Annotated in this window: 21 protein-coding genes and 2 pseudogenes; 9 read left to right on the top strand and 14 right to left on the bottom strand. The window is 40.1% G+C overall.

From position 1 onward, the window contains the following. Positions 1-217: 217 nt before the first annotated feature. The gene (gene cysK / locus FLM47_RS05620; protein WP_138609305.1) at positions 218-1186 is read left to right on the top strand and encodes a cysteine synthase A; all 969 of its coding nucleotides are present in this window, start codon (positions 218-220) and stop codon (positions 1184-1186) included. Between the two features lie 145 nt (positions 1187-1331). Further along, complete coding sequence (locus tag FLM47_RS05615; protein ID WP_138609303.1) at positions 1332-1781, top strand: hypothetical protein; 450 nt, start codon at positions 1332-1334, stop codon at positions 1779-1781. A gap of 76 nt (positions 1782-1857) precedes the next feature. Here FLM47_RS05615 and FLM47_RS05610 read toward each other — a convergent pair whose 3' ends face one another. The 8 genes from FLM47_RS05610 to FLM47_RS05575 form a co-directional block, all read right to left on the bottom strand. Further along, positions 1858-4134, bottom strand: a complete 2277-nt coding sequence (locus FLM47_RS05610) for an acyl-CoA dehydrogenase (protein ID WP_178955645.1) — start codon at positions 4132-4134, stop codon at positions 1858-1860. Between the two features lie 223 nt (positions 4135-4357). Continuing rightward, positions 4358-5146, bottom strand: coding sequence for a putative porin (locus FLM47_RS05605; protein WP_076920444.1), 789 nt, complete (start codon positions 5144-5146; stop codon positions 4358-4360). A gap of 208 nt (positions 5147-5354) precedes the next feature. After that, positions 5355-5729 carry a PH domain-containing protein gene (locus FLM47_RS05600; RefSeq protein WP_008111597.1) on the bottom strand — a complete coding sequence of 125 codons (375 nt, stop codon included), beginning with the start codon at positions 5727-5729 and terminating at the stop codon, positions 5355-5357. Further along, entirely contained in the window at positions 5729-6637 is a 909-nt protein-coding gene (locus FLM47_RS05595; RefSeq protein ID WP_178955643.1) for an ABC transporter ATP-binding protein, read from the bottom strand. Before FLM47_RS05595 ends, FLM47_RS05600 begins: the two co-directional genes overlap by 1 nt. After that, the gene (locus tag FLM47_RS05590; RefSeq protein WP_178955641.1) at positions 6634-7461 is read right to left on the bottom strand and encodes an ABC transporter permease subunit; all 828 of its coding nucleotides are present in this window, start codon (positions 7459-7461) and stop codon (positions 6634-6636) included. The genes FLM47_RS05595 and FLM47_RS05590 overlap by 4 nt, the downstream gene beginning before the upstream one ends. Before the next feature lie 143 nt (positions 7462-7604). After that, complete coding sequence (locus tag FLM47_RS05585; protein ID WP_178955639.1) at positions 7605-8783, bottom strand: cystathionine beta-lyase; 1179 nt, start codon at positions 8781-8783, stop codon at positions 7605-7607. Between the two features lie 3 nt (positions 8784-8786). Beyond that, positions 8787-9713, bottom strand: a complete 927-nt coding sequence (nudC, locus tag FLM47_RS05580) for an NAD(+) diphosphatase (RefSeq protein ID WP_178955638.1) — start codon at positions 9711-9713, stop codon at positions 8787-8789. A 185-nt stretch (positions 9714-9898) separates the two neighbouring features. Continuing rightward, positions 9899-10393 carry an NYN domain-containing protein gene (locus tag FLM47_RS05575; protein ID WP_010391464.1) on the bottom strand — a complete coding sequence of 165 codons (495 nt, stop codon included), beginning with the start codon at positions 10391-10393 and terminating at the stop codon, positions 9899-9901. A gap of 139 nt (positions 10394-10532) precedes the next feature. Here FLM47_RS05575 and FLM47_RS05570 point away from each other — a divergent pair, with 139 nt between their 5' ends. Beyond that, complete coding sequence (locus tag FLM47_RS05570) at positions 10533-11156, top strand: hypothetical protein (RefSeq protein WP_178955636.1); 624 nt, start codon at positions 10533-10535, stop codon at positions 11154-11156. Next, a pseudogene (locus tag FLM47_RS05565) lies at positions 11156-11899 on the top strand (DUF3307 domain-containing protein). The gene FLM47_RS05570 and the pseudogene FLM47_RS05565 overlap by 1 nt, the downstream one beginning before the upstream one ends. A gap of 78 nt (positions 11900-11977) precedes the next feature. On the opposite strand, the gene FLM47_RS05560 reads toward FLM47_RS05565, so the two are convergent. Together FLM47_RS05560 and FLM47_RS05555 are read right to left on the bottom strand one after the other, a co-directional pair. Continuing rightward, positions 11978-13375 (bottom strand): DEAD/DEAH box helicase, encoded by a 1398-nt coding sequence (locus tag FLM47_RS05560; RefSeq protein ID WP_178955634.1) that lies wholly within the window; start codon positions 13373-13375, stop codon positions 11978-11980. A gap of 171 nt (positions 13376-13546) precedes the next feature. After that, positions 13547-14386: an isopenicillin N synthase family oxygenase gene (locus FLM47_RS05555; RefSeq protein WP_008111615.1), complete on the bottom strand. Its 840-nt coding sequence runs from the start codon at positions 14384-14386 to the stop codon at positions 13547-13549. A 310-nt stretch (positions 14387-14696) separates the two neighbouring features. On the opposite strand from FLM47_RS05555, the pseudogene FLM47_RS05550 reads away from it, so the two are divergent. Then, positions 14697-15455 (top strand): annotated as a pseudogene (locus FLM47_RS05550) (alpha/beta hydrolase family protein); the annotation flags it as partial. A 134-nt stretch (positions 15456-15589) separates the two neighbouring features. Here FLM47_RS05550 and FLM47_RS05545 read toward each other — a convergent pair. After that, positions 15590-16336: an alpha/beta hydrolase gene (locus FLM47_RS05545; protein WP_178955630.1), complete on the bottom strand. Its 747-nt coding sequence runs from the start codon at positions 16334-16336 to the stop codon at positions 15590-15592. Positions 16337-16465: 129 nt separating this feature from the next. Between FLM47_RS05545 and FLM47_RS05540 the strand changes: the two genes are divergently transcribed. After that, on the top strand, positions 16466-16789 hold the full coding sequence (locus FLM47_RS05540) for a hypothetical protein (RefSeq protein WP_008111621.1): 324 nt from the start codon (positions 16466-16468) through the stop codon (positions 16787-16789). Between the two features lie 35 nt (positions 16790-16824). On the opposite strand, the gene FLM47_RS05535 is transcribed toward FLM47_RS05540, so the two are convergent. After that, positions 16825-17424, bottom strand: a complete 600-nt coding sequence (locus tag FLM47_RS05535; protein WP_075169531.1) for a pentapeptide repeat-containing protein — start codon at positions 17422-17424, stop codon at positions 16825-16827. Positions 17425-17524: 100 nt separating this feature from the next. After that, complete coding sequence (gene aspS / locus FLM47_RS05530) at positions 17525-19303, bottom strand: aspartate--tRNA ligase (protein ID WP_013464572.1); 1779 nt, start codon at positions 19301-19303, stop codon at positions 17525-17527. A 237-nt stretch (positions 19304-19540) separates the two neighbouring features. On the opposite strand from aspS, the gene FLM47_RS05525 reads away from it, so the two are divergent. Both FLM47_RS05525 and FLM47_RS05520 read left to right on the top strand, forming a co-directional pair. Next, complete coding sequence (locus tag FLM47_RS05525; RefSeq protein WP_178955628.1) at positions 19541-20389, top strand: DUF72 domain-containing protein; 849 nt, start codon at positions 19541-19543, stop codon at positions 20387-20389. Between the two features lie 27 nt (positions 20390-20416). After that, the gene (locus tag FLM47_RS05520; RefSeq protein WP_178955626.1) at positions 20417-20914 is read left to right on the top strand and encodes a M48 family metallopeptidase; all 498 of its coding nucleotides are present in this window, start codon (positions 20417-20419) and stop codon (positions 20912-20914) included. Positions 20915-21076: 162 nt separating this feature from the next. Here the strand turns inward: FLM47_RS05520 and FLM47_RS05515 are convergent, their stop codons facing one another. After that, complete coding sequence (locus tag FLM47_RS05515) at positions 21077-21760, bottom strand: DUF3334 family protein (protein WP_178955625.1); 684 nt, start codon at positions 21758-21760, stop codon at positions 21077-21079. 116 nt (positions 21761-21876) lie between these two features. On the opposite strand from FLM47_RS05515, the gene cmoA reads away from it, so the two are divergent. Next, entirely contained in the window at positions 21877-22602 is a 726-nt protein-coding gene (cmoA, locus tag FLM47_RS05510) for a carboxy-S-adenosyl-L-methionine synthase CmoA (RefSeq protein ID WP_008111640.1), read from the top strand.

Here is a 22602-nt window from a genome sequence, read left to right as displayed (position 1 = left end):
AGTACAAAGTTAAAAACGAACAAATGATCTCAAGTTCGCCTTTTTAATAACTAAAAAATTAACAGATTGAGTTTTTAGTTCAATCCGTTATAAGCGTAATTAATATATGTTATAGCCAAAGCTTACTTTAACTTTTTTTATCTCACAGTAAAGTAGGCTTATAAAGTTAATAGAGCAGCTGTTAACGTGTTGATCAGATTGTACCTAAAGGAACATTATGTCTACTATTTTTGAAGATAACTCACTAAGCATCGGTAACACACCGTTGGTAAAACTTAACCGTGTTACAGGTGGGAATGTATACGCTAAAGTTGAATCACGCAATCCTAGCTTTAGTATCAAATGCCGTATTGGTGCATCAATGATTTGGGAAGCTGAAAAATCAGGTCAACTTACCAAAGATAAAGAGCTTATAGAACCAACATCAGGTAATACCGGTATTGCATTGGCATTTGTTGCTGCTTCTCGCGGCTACAAACTAACGCTTACAATGCCAAACACCATGAGCTTAGAACGTCGTAAACTATTAAAGGCACTGGGTGCTAATCTAGTACTCACAGATGGCGCTAAGGGTATGAATGGCGCTATTGCTAAAGCCAAAGAAATTCAGTCAGCAGACCCAGATAAGTTTATTTTGCTACAACAGTTCGAAAACCCGGCAAACCCAAAAATTCACTTTGAAACAACGGGTCCGGAAATCTTTAATGCACTCGATGGCGAAATCGATTTCTTTGTTGCAGGTGTTGGTACTGGCGGTACGATTACAGGCGTAAGTCGTTATCTTAAAAAAGAACAAGGCTTAAATGTAAAATCAATAGCTGTAGAGCCAAGCCATTCGCCAGTTATTAGCCAAACACTTGCTGGTGAAGAAGTAAAACCAGGGCCACATAAGATACAAGGCATTGGCGCAGGCTTTATTCCTGGGAATCTAGACTTATCAATTATTGATGGCGTAGAGCAAGTGTCTAATGAAGAATGTATCGCAATGTGTCATGAGCTAATGAAAAAAGAAGGGATCTTAGTCGGTATTTCTTCGGGTGCAGCTGTGGTTGCAGCAAAACGAATTGCTGAACGTCCTGAAAACGCAGATAAAAATATTGTGGTTATTTTACCAAGCGCTACAGAACGCTACTTATCAAGCCCAATGTTTGATGAAGAGTTTTCTGAGCAAGAGCTTGTTCAGTAATCGAACGACCTTATTAAAAAAGGATGTTTTTTAACATCCTTTTTTATTGCTTTTTTAATAAGTTGGCAACTATTCGGTGCTATCCTCTTTACATCTTCTCCATTCCATCACACACTTTATGTATGAGTAATCAACCTGACCAAATATGAAAACAATTTTAACTTCTTTTGTGCTCATTTTTAGTATTTTGATCGTCGGCTGTAATGAAAATACTAAACCTAAAGAACAGTACATCGACAACGATCGTCCAGGCGATACCGCCACGGTGTATTTTGATGCACTTTATAATCAGCATAATTTGCAAAAAGCCAGTAATTTTGCAACACCTAAACTAGCTCGTATAATGAAGTCATACGGCACAGCAAAACAATTTGCCCGTAGTCTTATTAATTTACAGTACGATGAAGTAGTTATTGAAATTGATATGTCAAATTCAAGCCTTCGAGAACAATACGGCAATCAGGCTAAAATAAATATTGTATTTACTGGTTATTTTAACGGTAAAAAAATTGATGATTTTCGCAGCATCGAAATGCTAAAAATAAAAGGTAAATGGTACGTAGATAAAATCATCGCCGATCCTTACGGGCGCTGATCAACGTTCAATCTAAAAATATATAAAAAAGCCTTAAACTATAAGTTTAAGGCTTTTTTAGTGCTTGAGTACAATGTTAGAAATCTTCAGGTTTAAAATTATCTACCGCAATAGCCTGCATTCGTAATTTATTAGCATGATGCATAGCTTCAGCATCTAATTTAGTAAGTAACTCATGTTCAAGAGCGTACTCAATAGCTTGTTCAATATCAAAAGTTGCAGGTACCTTACCTTTTCGTTGCCACTGCTTTAAATGTTTAAATTGATTTTGCATGTCGTGCATCGCTAAAAAAGCATTTTCCATCACTCCAGTGCCTGCATTCTCATCGATGTAGCACAAATGAGTAAGCCTGTTTCGAAACACGCCTGGTTGCGTCATGTGTTCACAAATACTTTGTGAAGTGGTATCACTTGGTTTGTGATAATGATTGCCTAACGGAAACACAATGCGTTTAAGGGCAAAGTTAACCACCGGGTTAGAGAAATTTTTAAAGAAGCCGTCAAATGCTTGACCTATTTCATATAATGATGCCTCTATTGCATACTTAACGAAAGGCAAATCAGCTTGCTGACGCCCTTCATCTTCAAAACGTTTTAACACGGTAGAAGCAATATACAAATGACTTAATACATCGCCTAAACGTGCCGATATCATTTCTTTGCGTTTAAGTTCACCACCTAACATCAACATTGCAACATCTGTTGTAAACGCAAGTCCTCGGCTCATTCTCCCTAATTGTTTATAGTAAGCTGCGGTTTCTCCGCATACAGGTGCTTTGGCAAAATGGCTGCGAGTTAAGCCATGTATTAAAGCCATACTTGCATTGCTGATGGCAAATACAATGTGGTTCATTAGTAGGCCATCAAATTGCTCTAGTGCGGCGTCATCATCTTCCATTGCTGCCGCTTCCATTTCTTTTAATACAAACGGATGGCAACGAGTAGCACCTTGGCCAAATATCATTAAATTACGGGTAAGAATATTAGCACCCTCAACCGTAATCGAAACTGGAATACCCATATAGCCATGTGCTAAATAGTTATTAGGCCCAACCTGAATCCCTTTACCTGCATGAATGTCCATTGCATCATTCATAACCGTTCGACCCATTTCGGTCATATGGTATTTTGCAATAGCAGTCACTACCGATGGGCTTAGTTTTAAATCAATAGCGCCAGCTGTCATTAACCTGCACGATTCCAGCGCGTAAGTTAAACCACCAATACGTGCTAACCCTTCTTGAACCCCTTCAAATTGACCAATTGACACACCAAATTGTTGGCGAACAACAGAGTAAGCCGAAGTCATTTTAGCCGCTAAATGCCCTGTTGCAGTACTTAATGCCGGTAACGAAATACCACGCCCTGCACTTAAACACTCAACCAACATGCGCCAACCGCGCCCAGCACCTTGCTGACCACCTATAATCCAATCAAGCGGAATAAATACATCTTCACCATACGTTGTGCCATTCATAAACGCCATATTTAGGGGGTAATGCCGCTCGCCAGTTTTAACACCCGGATGATCGGTTGGTATTAGTGCACACGTAATGCCAAGCTCTTTTTCATCACCTAACAAGCCGTCTGGGTCATACATTTTAAATGCAAGGCCAAGTACTGTCGCCACAGGCGCAAGGGTAATGTAACGTTTTGACCAATTTAAACGCAGCCCCAACACTTCTTCACCGTCATGTTCGCCTTTGCACACCACGCCAGAATCAGGAATACTGCCAGCATCTGAACCGGCCTCAGGGCCCGTTAATGCAAAACAAGGCACGTCGTCGCCTTTTGCAAGACTAGGTAACCAGCGATTTTGTTGCTCAGTTGTTCCGTAGTGTAGTAATAATTCACCTGGTCCTAAGCTGTTTGGCACCATTACCGTCACGGCGGCGGTTAAGCTTTTAGTGGCGATTTTTGACACTATAGTGGAATTAGCAATAGCAGAGAATTCAAGACCGCCAAATTTTTCTGGGATGATCATTGCAAAAAACCCTTCGGTTTTTAAAAAGTCCCAAACCTCTTTGGGTAAGTCTTTATCTTTTTGTACTATTTTATAGTCATCAAGCATAGCTAATAACGCTTCAACCTGATTTTCAATAAATGCAGTTTCTTTTTCACTTAACTGCGGACGCGGATAGTTGTGTAATTTTTGCCAATCAGGATCACCACTAAATAGCTCGCCATCCCACCAAACATCACCCGCTTCCATGGCTTCTCGCTCTGTTTGCGATAATGGCGGTAATACTTTTTTAAACATTTTAAAAGTAGGTCGGGTAATTAAATTAAGGCGGATATCTTTAATCGCAAATACCACGATCACCACAACCAGTAATATAATAAATACTGACATAAGCACATTCCTTTACAGTTATAAAAACATTGATTTAATTATGACCGATCTTAATTTAAATACAATGGGGTGTCAGAGGGGGCCACGAAATGCTGAGCCGATTCCGTTAAAATTAAAATATAGCTATAAGTAGAGTTACATGTTTATTACACACAGCAAAAAGCCCACAAATGTGGGCTTTTTACTACTTAACTGGTTTTAGTTTATGCGATTAAACGCTCAATTAAAACTGAAAACGCATGTTAGCAAAGTAAGCATCGTAATCTGAATCATCTGCGTTGTTGCCGTAACCCACTTTTAAACCAATGTTTTTATTGATGAAGTGTTGAGCACCAAAGCTGTAGTTGTCTTCTTTATCGTAAGATGCAAATACAGAAGTCGCTTTAGAGAAGTAGTAGTTTGTTTCTACGTTCCATTGGTCATCTGCTTCGTCAAGGCTTACAAATGTACCTTCTACTGTTAAGTAGTTACCTTGTTGTAAATCAACAAAGTATTTAGCAGCTACTGAACGAGAATCAAAATCATCGTCTGATTCAACAGTGATACCTACGTAATCTGTATCGTTTAGCATGTGGTTGTATGCTAAAGAAAAGAATGTAACGTTATCACCATCTTTTTGATCAACAAATCTTACTTTTGCAAGTAAATCTGGGTTAAAGAAATAACCAGCAGAAAGTGTATATAACTCGTTGTTAGAGTTGTAATCAGCATTTTGGTAAGACGCACCAACCACAAAATCTTCAACGAAGTATTCACCACCAATAGCAGTCACATCGCCAAAATCGTCATCAGCGTAGCTACCAAATACGTTGCTTTGCTTGTTGATGTATTCGAATTGGTCGTATGGACCTAGTGTGCTTTTAGGAGAGAAGTAGTAAGTTGAGTCCACGCTGATCGTATCGTTGTTATCAATCTCTGCGTAGCTTAAGTTACTTATTGATTGATAGCTATCTGCAGCGTGTGCAGCACTTGATAATAAAAGACCTGAAATAATAATTGCTAACTTTTTCATAATGAAACATCCCTATGTACATTGTTTTTGTACTTTAACTACATTGCTAAAGTGGGGGTATGCTAACGCCGCGAAACTGAACGAAAACTGAATCAAGCAATTGTATTTGTTAGGGAATTTGTAAGAAAGTGTTGGAGTAATTTATGTTAAAGTAATCGCAACAAGCTGTAAACAATTACTTTAATTTTACACCGATTTTTGTTTGTTTCTATAATGAATACTGGCTGATTATTCGATAAACATCATTTATATTATCGCCAGCTTTAAAGTCCTTGCTGATAGGGTTTGGATCAGATCCAACCCAAATTTTCAGCTCTGCATCTAAATCAAAGTGCCCCGCACTTTCTTTGCTGAACTTAGTTATCTTAGAGTAAGCAATACTGATCATTTCCATTTTAGAACCAGTCACGCCTTGTTTATCTAATAAAATTAGCCGCTTATTTGTAAAGATAAACATATCACGAACTACTTTATACGCCTTTTCAACTCGCTCACCCTCGATAAGTGTATTGGCCAATACTTTTTCTAAATCGGCATCATCCACTTCACTGGCGTTCCCCATTAAACCACTAAATAATCCCATTATAATTTCTCCTGTTTAAATATTTGATTTTCTAGAGTATGACCATTTACTAACTGTCTATATTGCCAGTTATGTTGGCGACAAGATTGCAATAGCGCTATGTCAAGTGACTCGCTCGTTGGTTGATACTCAATCACATACTCTTTATGTTGGCTCATATAAACACGGCTTACACCATCAAGTGCTTGGAGTTGTTGCTCCACATTTTGATATGCTTCACTGAGCATTAAAGTATAAAAATGCTTATCGGTATTCGCCGCTTTAGTTTGGTGCTCGCTTAATATACCTTTATCTAAATGTAGTACTTGAGAACATAATCGTTCGAGTTCAGTTAAATCATGAGAGCTTAAAATAAACGTCGCTTGAGACGATAGCTCAGACACCAGCTCCCTGACTTCTCTGGCATGAATCGGATCAAGTCCTGCTGTGGCCTCATCTAACATCACAATTTGCGGTGAACCAATTAATGCTTGTGCTATGGTTACGCGCTTGCGCATACCGTGAGATAAGTCCCCTGCGCGGTTTTTTGCAACCTCGCTAAGACCCACTAAATCTAATACTCGAAGTGCTTCTATTTGGCTTTGCTTGGTGCTCATACCTTGTAGCTTGGCATAAAAGCTAAGTTGTTTATCTATATTAAAACGCGGATCTAGCTGTGCATCTTGTGGTAACGCACTCACTTTATTAAATAAAGCCGCGCTACCTGGTTTATGACCAAGTATTTCAAGCTCACCCATGCTAGGTGCGATATAGCCACACAACAAACTAAATAAAGTGGTTTTCCCTGCGCCATTAGGGCCAACTAATGCAACTGGCGCGCCTTTTTGAATCTCAAAATTCACATTATCAAGAGCCAGTTTTGAGCCGTATGATTTACTTAAATTACGCCCTGTTATTAATGATTTCATAATGAGCTCCTTGCAAAAATACGTTGAGCAACTGCAAGTAACACCGCTGTTTGCACAAGTGGAATAGCTAATGTGCTCAATAACGGTAAGTTTTGTCCCGCTAATAGCTCTATTTGCACACCAGGGAATAAATAATCAAGCACACTTAATGCGGGTAGTTGCCACTCCAGTAATCCAACAATAATGCCACCGGCTGTAAAATATAAAATAGCTAACACAATTGCCAGACGAGAGGAACTCGCAAAAGTATTAATTAAGCTCATTAAGGCTACAAACGGCGAAAAAGTAACTATGAGTATTAAAAATATTGAAACAGCACGACCAAGGCCACCAGCAAGTAAGCTCGGCTCGCGAAACCCGAGCACCGCCAATGTCGCTATAAGCGTGATGCCAACTAAACAGGTTAGTACCGCTAACTGTCCTAAAAATCGACCAAAGAGTATTTCAAAGCGCGTTGAGCGTAATGATAAAAACCTTAGCGTACCGCGCTCTCTGTCACCGACGGTTTGATCACTACAAATAAATAAGCTAAAAACAGGAAAACTATACAAAGCAATAAGCCAATACATAGCAAATTCGGCTTCAGGCCAATCAAGTAACTTACTTAATCCAATAGAGCCGGAAATATCACGGGCTATTTGTTCAAAATCTGGCGAGCTGATTATGCCTACAGCTTGGCCTATGGGGTAACGTAAAATAACAAGCCACACTAGCGCAAAAGCCGCCAGTGCAATAAGTCCTCGTTTAGTTAAAAACATACGTACCAGCTCAAAACCCGCGATTTGGGTTAAGCGCCCTACGTTAATAGGTGATGGTGTTGCCATTGACTATCCTTAATGACGTTGTTCATACTTTAAAATAAGCGTTATTTAACAACACTAAGTGTAAACACGTTGAATTGCTAGCAAAAAAAAGCCTACTCAGAGGTAGGCTTTGTAACAAATAATGTAATCTAACCAATTAGTAATTATAAATGTTGCTCATAAATAGCTAATGCTTGCTGTAAGTCGGCAATTAAATCTTCAACATCTTCCAAACCAATGTGCAAACGAATAACAGGTCCATGCTCCCATCCTGTTTGCGAGCGCAGCCCTTTCATTGATAGGTTTGCCGTTACTAAGCTCTCAAAGCCCCCCCACGAAAAGCCCATTTTGAAATGTTGTAAGCTATCTAAAAAAGCATCTATGGCGTGTTGATTACCCGCTTTCATTACAAACGAAAATAAACCATTACTGCCGTCAAAATCGCGTTTGAAAAATTCATGGCCTGGGCATGTTGTAAACGCAGGATGGCGAATATGATCAACCAACGCATGTTGCTCAAGCCATTTTGCTATTTCTAGCGCGGCTTTTTCATGCTGATTTAATCGCACTGCCATGGTACGCAAGCCTCGTAGTGCTAAATACGCATCATCTGCACTGGTGCATTGCCCGAGTAAATAAGAGTGTTCACGAAGTGTTGGCCAATACTTTTTATTAGCTACAGCAACGCCCATCATCACATCAGAGTGGCCAACAATATATTTGGTGGCGGCTTGAATACTAATATCAACACCATGTTCAAGCGGACGATAATGCAAGCCATTGCCATAGGTGTTATCAAGCACCGTCATTACATTATGATCGTTTGCCACTTTTACCATGGCGGGAACGTCTTGAACTTCCATGGTAATTGAACCCGGAGACTCTAAAAACAACATTTTGGTATTGTCTTGAATGTACTCTTTTATGTCTGCGCCAATCATGGGCGGATAATAGGTCGTACTAATACCCAACCCAGCTAATATCTTGTCGCAAAAATCACGGGTTGGCTCGTAAACAGTGTCCACTATTAAAATATGATCACCGGACTTTAAAAACGATAACAGAGTTTGGCTTATCGCTGCCGCGCCACATGGGTATAACGCACAGCCCTCACCGCCTTCGAGTTCGGTAATTGCCTCTTGCAGAGCAAAATGAGTGGTCGTCCCTCTGCGGCCATAAAACAAGGTTTTGTCGCCACGTGTTTTAGCCGCTTCTTTAAGCTCACTCACAGAATCAAACACAATCGTTGAAGCGCGCTGTATCACTGGATTAACTACGCCATGGGTGTACGCTTTTTTGCGCCCTGATGACACTAATTGGGTATTTTTATTTTTGCTCGACATGATTCATCCTTCTATCTGAGTACGCCAATATTCAATTAAATAACGCGAAATCGAATCAGCTCTAGGTAGCTTTAAATGCTCCCCCTCGTGTTGCCAATCTTTAAATTGCGCAAGTTCTTGGCGAGAAAACCATCGTGCATCTTCAAGTTCATCTTGCTCTATGCTTATTTCATCACTGCTTGCTGTGGCAATAAAACCAAGCATAATTGATGAAGGAAACGGCCAAGGTTGAGAAGCAATATACTCTGCTTTTTCAACGGTAATGCCCGCTTCCTCTTTTACTTCTCGGATCACGGTTTGTTCAAGGGTTTCACCTGGATCGACAAACCCGGCAAGCGAGGAATACAATCCTTTTGGCCAAGTTGCTTGGCGACCCAATAAGCAGCGTTCAATCCCATCAGAAAATGTTTTAGTTACTACCATAATAACGGCTGGATCGGTACGCGGAAAAGTTTGGTGCATACAGGCTGCGTTGTCGCATAAACGTGAATGCCCCCCTTCAACTAAGTGATTTTTGGTACCACAGCGACCACAAAAACTATGAGTGGCATGCCAGTAACACAACCCACGAGCAAGCGCTGCATTTGAGCCATCTTCAAGTGCTACTTGAGTACCATATTGACGAATATCTGCAAACTTGGCATCACCAACAATCGTTGCTAATAACGACTCTTCGAGTTCAGTTACGTCTAGCGCAAATACGGCATTATCCTGTTTATTTGATCCTAAAAGAATAGCCTGCGTTAAATCTAAATGCGCCACTTGTTGGTAAGCTAAATACACCACCTCAGGGCTACTGTTAGCAAATAAGGTGTGATTGCCTTTAACTAAAAGCCATAAACTGTCTGCTGTTTTTTTTGCGTCTACCCAAGTAGGATCTTTGCGCGCATTTGAGCCTCTGTCTAATGGCATATTACTGTAGTTAAGCATGTAATTCCTTGATACTAATTGAATCTTAAAATTACCATACTCATCCACTAAACCCAATTTATTATCGCCATAAAAAAAGCCTAAATTAGGCTTAATTAATCTATGCACCCGTTGTATTAAATACTCTCATGATCAACGCAAACATTCTGCTCAAAAATAAATCAAAAATACAATACTTATACTTTTTAAAGTAGTAGCTGTTTGTCAATTAAATGAAATTGCTCGGCACTTTGCTTAAGTACCTCTGCGGTTAATTTATCAGCACCGTATACATCACACGGAACATTATATTGATTTTTTAAATGCCCAAGTAATAATGCAAAGTCACCGTCACCCGAGAGTAAAATAACTTTATCAAGCTGCTTCCCCTGCTCTAGCATATCTATGGTTATACCCACATCCCAATCGCCTTTGGCACTGCCGTCACGGCGCTGAATAAAGGGTTTTAGTTTTACTTCAAAGCCAATAGCGCGCAAAATATTTTGAAACTGATTTTGCTTTTCATCACCTCGGTATATTGCATAGGCGAACGCACATTCTATATCGTATTGTTGCTCCATCATTCGCCAAAAGGCATTGTAATCAAAGTTTTTACCGTAGCTTTCGCGACAGGTGTAATAAATATTTTGTACATCGACAAAAATACCTACACGAGGTTTACTGCTTTGTTGTGAGGTCATTATTATGTCCCAATGAGTAATACTTGCAATTGCGTGTTAAGTAACCTAAATTAGTTACCAAACCCAATGTAACCAAATACGGTTACATTTAACAATGTAACCAAATTTAGTTACATATAAATAATCTATTTGGATTTTTATGATTGGTGTGATCAGCGGCGATATTATTAAATCGCAAAAAATACCTAAACAACAATACGATGCCATGCTTGACCAGCTAGAGCAAAGTTTACGTGCAAATTGCAATAAAACAACATCTTGGGATATTTACCGCGGGGATGCATTTCAACTGCAACTCGATAAAAGTGAACAGTTAGTTACCACCGCTATTCTTATTTATCTACAGTTAAAATCTGCCGGTTATGAATTGCGCCAAAGTATGGCGTTGGGGCACATAGATAACCCTAGTACGAGTATAAAAACTGCTACAGGCTCTGCGTTTACTCTCTCTGGACATGAGCTAGATAAAATGACAAATCAGCGTTTTACATTTGCTATTGCAGATCAATCAGTTGATGAGAGCTTTAAGCTAAACCTAGCGTTTGTCGATGTATTATTGTGTAAAATAACCCAAAAACAAGCAAATGCTTTGTATGTATATTTAACCCATACTAATAACAACCATGCAGCTTTAGCTAAAGAGCTCAACACCAGCCGCGAAAACGTTACAAAGCTGCTTAATCTTGCTAACTATCAGCTGATAGAACGATTTATTTTACATGCACAACAACAGCTTAAAAACAAACAGCAAGGACATGACTAATGGAATTTTCACTATTACTCGTTGCACTGATTATTGGCCACTTACTCGCTGATTTTTATTGGTAACCCATGAGCTGGGTAAACGACAGAAACACCCGTCATTTTAAAGCAAAAAAACTTTACTACCATGTATTGGTTCACGGAATTACCAGTGCAATCGTAGTGGCACTTTGGGAATATAGTTTTGGCTGGCAACAACTAAGCAGCGTATTACTGGCGACCGGCATTATTATGATCAGTCACTACTTTATTGATATTGCTAAATCGTATTCAAATAAAGGCGTAGTGCCTTTTTTATTAGACCAAATTGCACATATCACTGTCATTATTGCGATAAGTATTTGGCTAACTGACAATCAGCAATTTGCTGACAATGTGATGGCGTTATTGTGCAACGATAAAGTGCTGTGGGTTATAGCTGGTTACCTTATTATTTTAAGTCCCAGTGCGGTATTTATAAGAATGATGTTAGAGCGTTTAACTAATCACTTTTCTAGTGATGGTAGCCTCCCCTTAGCAGGACAAAGTATTGGTATGCTTGAAAGAGTACTTATGCTGACATTTATTTTATTAGATCAGTTTGCAGGGCTTGGGTTTTTAATTGCCGCTAAATCGGTGTTTAGATTTGGCGACTTAAGTGCCAGCAAAGATAAACAACTCACTGAATATGTGATGCTAGGAACGTTACTGAGCGTTAGTGTTACTTTATTTGTAGGATTAGCAGTTAATTATTTAATCGGTTAGTAAAGCTTTAAGATAGGCATTAAAAAACGCGCTACCAGTAAAAGTAAGCGCGTTTTTATTAAAGCGAACTAAACCTAATTAGTCGTTATTTGCTGGACGACGACGGCGTTGACCACTGCCCCCAACCGATTGACGCTTTGCCCATGGGTTTTGTGCATTATCATCGGTTTTAGCTGCTGGCTTTTTAGAGCCACCACGACGTGGGCCCGTACCATTGCCACCATTGTTAGGCTTTTTGCTATTAGGCTTGCTGCTATCTGATTTAGGCTTATTAAATGGTTGTTTTTTCTTTGGCTTTTTAGCAGGTAACGGGCGTGCATCGAGTGCGCGCTCAGCAACAGGGTTAGCCGGTTCAAAACCTTCTTCTTCAGCACGTGGAATTAGCTCGCCAATAAAGCGCTCAATGCCGTATAAATCTATTGCATCGTCAACCGTTACAAACGAAATAGCATGCCCTGATGCTCCCGCACGACCAGTTCGGCCAATACGGTGAACATAATCTTCATATACATTAGGTAAGTCGTAGTTTACAACATGCGGTAATTCAACAATGTCTAAACCACGTGCAACAATATCGGTTGCCACTAATACGCGCACTTCACCACTTTTAAAGCCCTCTAGTGCTTTAACACGCGCGCCCTGAGATTTATTGCCATGGATTGCCGCACCAACAATATCATCGCGTTCAAGTTGCTTAACTAAACGATTAGCACCATGTTTAGTACGACTAAATACCAGTACTTGTTGCCAATCGTTGCTACGAATTAAATGGCTTAATAGGGCCGTTTTACGTGCTTTGTCTACTGCGTATACGCTTTGCGTGACACTTTTTGCGGTGGTGTTTTTAGCTGCAACAGAAATTTCAACGGGGTCGTTAATTAACCCTTTTGCCAGCGCGCGAATATCATCCGAAAACGTGGCTGAGAACATTAAGTTTTGACGCTTTTCAGGCATTTTTGCAATCAGGCGCTTAATATCATGGATAAAGCCCATGTCTAACATACGGTCGGCTTCATCTAAAACCAGTACTTCAACGCTATCAAATTTAACCGCGTTTTGATTGTGTAAATCAATTAAACGCCCTGGTGTCGCCACTAAAATATCAACCCCTTTGCGCAGGCGCTGCATTTGTGGGTTAATTTTAACACCACCGTAAACAACAAACGAACTCACGTTTGAATGCTTAGCATATTCTTCAACATTTTCACTTACTTGCAACGCAAGCTCACGGGTTGGCGTTAAAATAAGCGCACGAACATGATTACTTTTTGCTTTAGTACCCGACGATAAACGCTCAATCAGTGGCAAAGTAAAACCAGCGGTTTTACCGGTACCGGTTTGCGCTGCGGCCATTACATCGCGACGTGCAATAATTGCTGGAATAGCTTGAGCCTGAATAGGCGTTGGCGTTTCATAGCCCTTTTCTAAAACCGCATTAACTAAAGACTGTGATAAACCTAAACCATCAAAACTCATATAAACTCTCTATTTCAAATTAGGCCAAAGTGGCCAGTTGCGCGCATTATACCTTTAGTGGCTCAGAATGCATGCCATTATTTACTTTGTGCCAAATCAATAAACACAAATACTAAAAAAGCGGCTAAACAGCCGCTTTTTATTTACCTGAGCATTACAAATGCTAAAAGATTATTTTACACCTAACTCACGTAAACGCTCTTGTAAGTAGCTATCTGCTGTGTAGCGATCAGATAACACCACATCTGGACGAGGGTGTAAAAACAATGGTAATGAAATACGTGATTTGGTTGTTGCTTTACCCGATGGATTAATTACACGGTGAATCGTTGATGGGAAGTAGCCACCCGATGCTTCTTGTAGCATGTCACCAATATTAATAATTAAACTACCAAAATCACATGGCACGTCTAACCAACCGCCATCGGTTTTTTGTACTTGTAAGCCTGGCTCATTTGACGCCGGTAATACGGTTAATAAGTTAATATCACCGTGCGCAGCAGCACGAATAGCACCAGGCTCTTCATCACCTGTCATTGGCGGGTAATGTAAAATACGTAACAACGTTTGCTCAGACTGGGCAATCATATCTTTTAAATCAATAGAGAACTTAGCACGCACTTCTTCAGGCGCTTCAGCCTGAACCCAGCTTAATAATGTTGCCGCAAATTCATTAGCTAAACGGTAGTACTCACGTACATCTGCTTCTAATTGTGCAGGAACACGGCCTTTAGGGTAAACATGAAAGTACTCTTTAATGTCTTTTACCGTATGGCCTTTAGCTACTTCTGATACCGACGGTGGAAAATAACCATCTTGCGTTTCTTTTGAAAATAAAAACTCATGCTTTTGCTCTGAGTTAAAAAAGTCTTGCCAATTTTTATAAATAGACTCAACTAAAGATTGCGGAATAGGATGGTTTTTTAATACGCCAAAACCAGTATTTCTCAACGATTCAACAAATTGCGCAGCCGCATCGTCCGCTTTATAATCAACTGTAGGTAATTGCATGGTACATTCCAGTAAGTAGGTTGTTAGAAGCCATTTACTAATTCGCTTAAGCCACAGGTCTACACGAAATTAGTATTACATTCAAATATAGCTTAACTACTTAATTCAAGTAATAAAGGCTGCATTTTTATGCTGTGCGAGGATAGACAAACCCCCTTGAAATTATAAGGACATATGTCCGCACTCAATAAGCAAGCCTTCTCTGCCTTGATCAAGATCAAAATAACGCTTGTATTGAATTTTCACCCCATCGTACCAATCTATTCCTTATCAGCATCACACACTATATCAACTTGTTAAGGCTCTCTACATGCGACAAAAAGTTTCTTTTAAAAGCGGTGAATTAGAACTCGCTGGACAACTTGAACAGCCCTCTGGTGAAGTGAAATTTTATGCCTTATTTGCTCACTGTTTTACCTGCTCTAAAGATGTAGCGGCTGCAACACGAATAAGTCGCGCGCTCACTCAGCAAGGCATTGCTGTATTACGCTTTGATTTTACAGGGCTTGGTAATAGCGATGGTGACTTTGCCAACAGTAACTTTTCATCAAACATTCAAGACTTAGTGGCTGCAGCCAATCACTTAAGAACACACTTTAAAGCACCTCAGTTATTGATAGGCCACAGTTTAGGTGGTGCTGCGGTGCTTGCAGCAGCAGAGCACATACCCGAAGTATCGGCCATTACGACTATAGGTGCGCCATCGGATGCTCAGCACGTTACCCATAATTTTGCTGCTCATTTAGATGAAATAAACCAATCGGGTGAAGCAAAAGTGTGTTTAGCCGGGCGGGAATTTACGATTAAAAAACAATTTATAGATGACATCGCCAAATACGATAACAGCCATATAGGTAAGCTTAAGCGTGCTTTGTTAGTTATGCACTCTCCTATTGATGCTACCGTGAATATTAGTGAAGCCGAAAAAATTTACGCCGCTGCCAAGCATCCAAAAAGCTTTATAAGTTTAGATAATGCCGATCACTTACTCAGTAATAAAGAAGACGCTAACTACGCAGCCGATGTTATTGCTACGTGGGCTAATCGCTATGTTGAATACGATTACTCGAAATAGCCGACAAATGCCCTGTGCATAAAACGCTACATAATAGCCCGCTGATGGTTAGTGAATTAGTGGAGTGACTACATGAATAAGCGCAGTATTAACTGCGCTATTTAGGATTTTAAAGCTGACTGTATCGTTTAATTTTCTAAAAAAGTCGTTATTTCTTTACTCATTCTACCTACCAGCCATTTAGGGCCGCCATCGTACATATCGTTATGACGTGATTTTTCTATCAACGTTTGCGTAACAGGATAAACGGTTAACTCTTGGTCGGTTAAAAGCACGTTTGCATCGGCTGGATAATCACTACCGCGCAGTGTGAGCACGCGTGTGTTTTTATTGCGTGGCAATAACATGCGGCGGTGATCGAGCGTAATTAATTGGCTTACTTCACTTGGATAAATAGCTGCATACAAGGCTGAAATATCTCCACCATTTGAGTGGCCAAATAAAGTGAGTTTTGTAAAATCATACTCAGGGTATTTAACACTTAGCTCGTTGACTAAAAATTTGAGGGTTACAACACCCCGGTGCCAATTTTCCATACGAGTAGTTAGGTATGGCTGCGCACGATTAAGTGCAGGGTCACTTTTAAGTTCATGTGCTACCGCAATGCTTAAATAGCCTTGCGCATTAAATAACTTACTCGCAAAGGTGTATTCATCGTGGCTAATGCCATACCCTGCATTTACAAATACCACAGGGCATTTGACTTGCGCGCTGCACTTAAGGTGGTTAGCTGGTAGGGTAATATTTACAGGTATAGAGCGATTACGACTTTCATCAATGATTGCATCGTCTTGGGCATAACTTGATGATGCAAATAGCGTAGAACTTAAAGTCAGTGCACTTAACATTAAACGCTTTTTTATAATTTTTAACATGCATTCCCTTGTATTACTTATACATTTTTAACTAACATTAATTTTTATTATAAAGGTTAGCGCGCGCCTTTGCTAATTTGTGCGATAATAGCGATTATTGTTTTACTATTATCGCAAAAGAATCCATTCATGAAATCATATAGCAGCATTGAACAACGCATCGACATTCTCCAAAGCAGAATTGAAGCCTACCAAGAAGAAATTAAAGTGTTACAAGCCGAGCCGAAAAGTAACAACGAACGGATTATTTTTAAGTTCATTGAAACCGGCAGTACAGGTAAAACCAAAGACTTTGTGAGAGAGCTGGGAATTAAATCACCGCGTGATAGCTTATATTCATCAGGTGATGTAACTAAACTGATTAAAGATGGCGCTGATGATATTTCGCCTGAGCTACTGAGCATAGCCCGCGCACTTGCTAGTGCACGTAACAAAAATGGCCCTGCTTGCTAATAGTAAATATACGTATTAGCCGTAAGCTCTTGCGGCTAATCAACCAGCTCGATATCAAGTCCAGCTAATAAGTTTAACGCTTCAAGCCGTTCAAACTTTGCATTACTCACATCATTGCTTGTTATATCAATATTAAATTGCGTTGCGCCAACAAAGTTTGCTTTCCTCAAATTAGTTTGATGAAACAGGCTGTCTCTAAAGTCAGTATCCGAGAAGTTGCTTTGAGCTAAGTTAGCGTGCCTAAAATCGACATCTTTGGCAAAACAGTTCGTCATTGTTAAGGCTTTTAACTGTAATTCAAAAAACGAACTATGGCTCAGCTCACACTGTTTAAAACTCACCGGTGACGTTAGCGCTAATTGCGGCCAATTTACTTGTCCCCACATTATGCTATTGAGTTTACAATTTGCAAAGCTCACCTCTTCTAGTGAGCTGTAATTCCAATTAAGCTCAGTCAAATTACAGTTAATAAACTCACACTCTATAAACCGACAGGCATTAAACTGGCTGTGACTAAAATCGCACTCAATAAACTGACATTGTTCAAACTCAATATCGCTAAAGCGCTTTGCATTTGCTGTAAAGTTTAAAAATGGCTGATCGAAATAATGACTATCTTTAAATAGCTCACTCATAAATATAAAGCACCTAAATTGGGTTATGCCAAACAAAAAACCCCTTAGGTATTTAGCCTAAGGGGTTTTGATCTAACTAAACACTATGGTTAAGCTAGCTTCATTCTGCGCTTGGTAATTCTTTCTCAACTACACTAATAGCAAGCTCTGTCAGCGAATCGCTGTTTGCTTTGCTAGGCGCATCTGTTAATAAACACGATGCTTGTGTGGTTTTAGGGAAAGCAATAACGTCACGAATGTTATCAGTTCCACATAGCAACATAACTAAACGGTCTAAACCGAACGCTAAACCTGCATGCGGTGGTGTGCCGTATTTAAGTGCATCAAGTAAGAAACCAAATTTATCTTGCTGCTCTTGCGCTTCAATACCTAAAATTCTAAATGCCGCTTCTTGCATATCTGCATTGTGAATACGTACCGAGCCACCGCCCACTTCGTAGCCGTTTAATACCATATCGTAAGCATCTGAAATAGCCGCTGCTGGGTTTGCTTCAAGCTCACTGGCACTAATATCTTTTGGTGCAGTAAATGGATGGTGTACAGCGTGTAGTGTGCCTTCGTCATCTTCTTCAAACATTGGGAAGTCAACAACCCAAAGTGGTGCCCAGCTATCTAAATTAGTGATTTCTAAATCAATACCAATTTTTAAACGAAGTGCGCCCATGGCTTCATTTACGGTGTTGCGTTTATCCGCACCAAATAAAATGATATCGCCTGTTTGTGCATTAGTACGTTCAAGTAACTGCGTGATCACGTCTTCATTTAAGAATTTAGCGATTGGCGATTGCACGCCCTCAACGCCTGCATCGCGGTCATTTACTTTCATCCATGCTAAACCTTTAGCACCGTAAATACCGATAAACTTAGTGTAATCATCTAGTTGCTTACGAGAAAGTGATGCGCCACCTGGTACCGTTAGTACTGCAACACGGCCTTTTTCATCGTTTGCTGGGCCTGAGAATACTTTAAATTCTACGTCTTTTACTAAATCGGCTACATCAATAAGCTTCATTGGGTTACGTAAGTCTGGCTTATCAGAACCATATAGGCTCATTGCCTCAGAGTAAGGCATAATTGGGAAATCACCTAAATCAACATTTAGTAATGACTGCCACATTTCACGGATCATTTTCTCTGTCATGCCACGTACTTGATCAGAGCTCATGAACGAGGTTTCTAAATCTATTTGAGTAAATTCAGGTTGACGGTCAGCACGTAAGTCTTCATCACGGAAACATTTAACAATTTGGTAGTAACGGTCAAAACCCGACATCATCAACAATTGCTTAAATAACTGTGGTGACTGTGGTAATGCGTAAAAGCTACCTTTATGAACACGACTTGGTACTAAGTAATCGCGCGCACCTTCAGGCGTTGCTTTAGTTAGCACTGGCGTTTCGATATCTAAAAAGCCATTTTCATCTAAAAAGCGACGTACAAAGCTGCTTGCTTTAGCACGTAATTTAATGCGGTCGCTCATTTCTAAACGACGTAAATCTAAGTAACGGTATTTTAAACGACGCTCTTCTGAGTTCACTTGGTTAAAATCAAGTGGCATAGGCTCAGAGCGGTTAATAATAGTTAAACCCGTGCCTAAAATTTCTACTTCGCCGGTTGCCATATCTTTGTTTACTTGGCTATCTGGGCGAGCGCGTACAATCCCTTTTAACTGAACACAAAATTCTTGACGAAGTTTGTTAGCTGTTTCCATTAATCCTTCAACTTCCGGATCGAATACAACTTGTACTAAACCTTCTCTATCACGTAAATCGACAAAGATAAGTCCGCCAAGGTCACGTCGTTTGTTGATCCAGCCACATAGTTCAACTTCCTGATCTACGTGAGTTTTATTTAGCTGTCCGCAGTATATAGAGCGCATAGTTTTCCTGTCAGATAAAAGGCATATAGCGGTTAAACACCGTTGTTTTAAAAGTTTTTATAAACACCAAAATGAAAATAAAACCGCTAGCAATTCAAAATAATCAAATTAAGCCCTGCATTATACCCAAGTCGGTTGAAGATGCTAGGGCGTGTTTACCTTTCTAGGTTGAATTTACAGCGCACTGTTTTGTTATTTGTTACACTACCGGCACTTTATAACAAGGCTTTTGTTTGTATGCTATATATTGGATGCCCGCAGTGGTCGAGCAACGCATGGAAAGGAAACTTATTTTCACGCCAGTGTAAAAATGCCGATATGCTTAGCGAATATGCGCAGCATTTTAATTCGGTAGAGGGTAATACTAGCTTTTACGCCGACCCCTCGCCTGACACTGTATTACGCTGGGCTGCGAGTGTACCCGATGAGTTTAAATTTACCTTTAAATTTCATCGGCGCTTTAGTCACGAACTCCAACTTACTAACGTGCAACATGAGCTAACTAATTGGCTTAATTTATTCGCCCCGCTATTTGAAAAAACAGGGCAAATAATGCTGCAATTACCTAAAGCGTTTGCGCCACAACATTTAGCTAAGCTTGCCGCTTTTATAGATTTACTTCCTAAAGAGCTAAACTATGGGGTTGAGGTACGCCACCCTGATTTTTTCAAAAAAGGTGAGGCCGAAATCGCACTTAATCAGCTTTTAATGGCACACAATATAAATCGCATTGCTATGGATACTCGGGCGCTCTTTGCGGTAAAGCCAACCACCGAAGCGCTAATAGACGCACAACAGAAAAAGCCGCATTTACCAGTGCACGCTATTGCAACGGGCTCGCAGCCTATGGCGCGCTTTGTTATTGCTGATTTAGAAAACGATTATAAGACCTTTTATCAGCCTTGGCTTAGCAAAGTAAGCCAGTGGCTCGATGAGGGCAAAAGCCCCTATGTGTTTTTTCATACCGCTGATAACCGTGAAGCGCCTTTACTAGCTCGCCAATTTTGTCAAGATTTGGGGTATAATCACAACGTACTCAATCCATTTAGTGGCGAAAAAGAAGCCCACCAGCAAGCACTTTTTTAAAAATAAATTCAAAATACAGAGACAATAATGAGTGAATACGCACGTTACTTTACCGGCTACCCTGCCAATATCGTTGAGCAAGTATTAGGCCTAATAAAAGCAGGAAAGGTATGTGAGTATTTACTTAAAAAGTACCCGCAGGCGCATCGTATTACCAGTGATAAGTTACTGTATAGCTACGCCACTGAGCTTAAAAAGCAGTATTTAAAAAACGCCCCACCGTTTGGACGCGCTGCGTTTAAAAAACAAGGTGATATGGTTACCAATGCGCTCGGTACCCACACGTACCGTATGCAAGGTAAAACCCGCAAGCATGATTTAGCCATCAACAGCGATTTACTGCGCGCGCCAGAGCCATTATTAAAAGCATTAGTGGTGCACGAACTCGCGCATTTTAAAGAAAAAGACCATAACAAAGGCTTTTATAAACTGTGCTGCCATATGGAGCCGCAGTACCATCAGCTAGAGCTGGATTTACGGATTTTTTGTGTAGCTATTGCGAGGGGTGAGAATCCCTATAATTGAGCGATCAGCCAAAATATAATTACGTATTGAATCATAACTAAAGCACTCAAAAATAAAAAACGCGATGCTAAACCGCGTTTTTATAATTTACTAATAGCTACAAGCTGACAGCTCAAAAGCTCGTTGGGTTTCGTTTCACTCAACCCAACCTACGTAAAAACGTTAAAGCCCTAATTCGGCCATAAAGTCGTCGTCGCTATCATCTTGCTTTGGCTGTTTTGCTTTTTCCTTATCCGCTTTTTGCTTGGCTTCGTTTGCGATAATGTCGTCTGGGTCTATGGCTTCTACAATGTCAAAATCGTGAAGTTTAATAAACTCTGTTTTATCCATCGCCAACTCTAAATAGAAGATATTTTGGTTGCGAGTGGTAAACGTTACACGGCGTGCTTGCGGACGATCCATAGTGGTATCAACCGATATTTGCACTTGCTTGTTAATAGCCATCATTTTTGGCTGATTTTGGGTAATAGAGGTATGTAGCTGTTCACGCACTTTTGACGTGAAGTCGCCCACTATTTGGTTCATCAACTCACCCATCACGTTTGAAACGTCATCAGATAAGTGACTATGCGCGATCTCCTCTTCTGGCATGCCCATATTACGCATGTAATCACCATAAATTTCCATCGCAGCTTGCGCCGTAAAGTTGGTAACGACTAAACCGGTAAAGCCCCCATCAAATAAAACAAAACAGCCTATGTCTGGTCGCATACAAGTACGAGTAATTTTTTGTACCATGGCTGAATAGCTGATCTCGTTGCCGCTGGCTGATGAAAGTACACCCGTTACTGAGTGGCATAATGTTGCTAATATATCGTCGGTGCTAATAACTTTACTTTTGCTCATTTAATAATCTCTTTTATACTTATTCTTCATAATTCTAGTCAAGCTACTGAATTTATCACTGACTATCCAGTATAAAATGTTAAAATAGCACTATTATTTTCAAAGAGACTGCCTTCGTGAGTATAAAAGACAGTATTTATGCCTCTGAGCAACAAGTAAAAGACTTTAGTTTTGATCAAAATGTGGTTGAAGTATTTCCCGACATGATCCAACGCTCGGTACCCGGTTACGCCACCATAGTCAGTACTATGGGGAAATTAGCCGGTGAGTATGCTCAGCCAAATTCAAATTTGTATGACCTAGGCTGCTCGTTAGGGGCGGTTACCCTAAGTATGCGCCGTAATATTCAAACTGATAGCTGCCACATTATTGCTGTAGATAACTCACAAGCCATGGTGGAGCGTTGTAAGGTCCATTTACAAGGGTTCAGATCAGACGTTCCTGTAACTGTAACTTTAGGTGATATCAACGAGCTCGATATTCAAAATGCATCGGTAGTGGCGATGAATTTCACCCTGCAGTTTATTCCACCAGCGCAGCGCAAAGCGGTACTTGAAAAAATATACGCTAATTTAAAGCCCGGTGGCGTTTTGCTACTAAGTGAAAAAATTAAAGCCGAAAACGAGCAATGCGATAACCTATTGATTGACTTGCACCACGACTTTAAGCGTCATAATGGCTACTCTGAGCTTGAAATAAGCCAAAAGCGTACCGCCATTGAAAACGTAATGCGCCCCGATACACTTAGCACACATACACAACGTTTAAGCGACATTGGTTTTAGCCAAACGCAAGTGTGGTATCAATGTTTTAATTTTTGCTCAATGGTAGCAATTAAATAA

This window comes from Pseudoalteromonas sp. Scap06 (genome assembly GCF_013394165.1).
In the GTDB taxonomy this organism is placed as follows: domain Bacteria; phylum Pseudomonadota; class Gammaproteobacteria; order Enterobacterales; family Alteromonadaceae; genus Pseudoalteromonas.
Note: the sequence above shows the minus strand (reverse complement) of the source record. Positions and strands in the feature narration are given on the sequence as shown.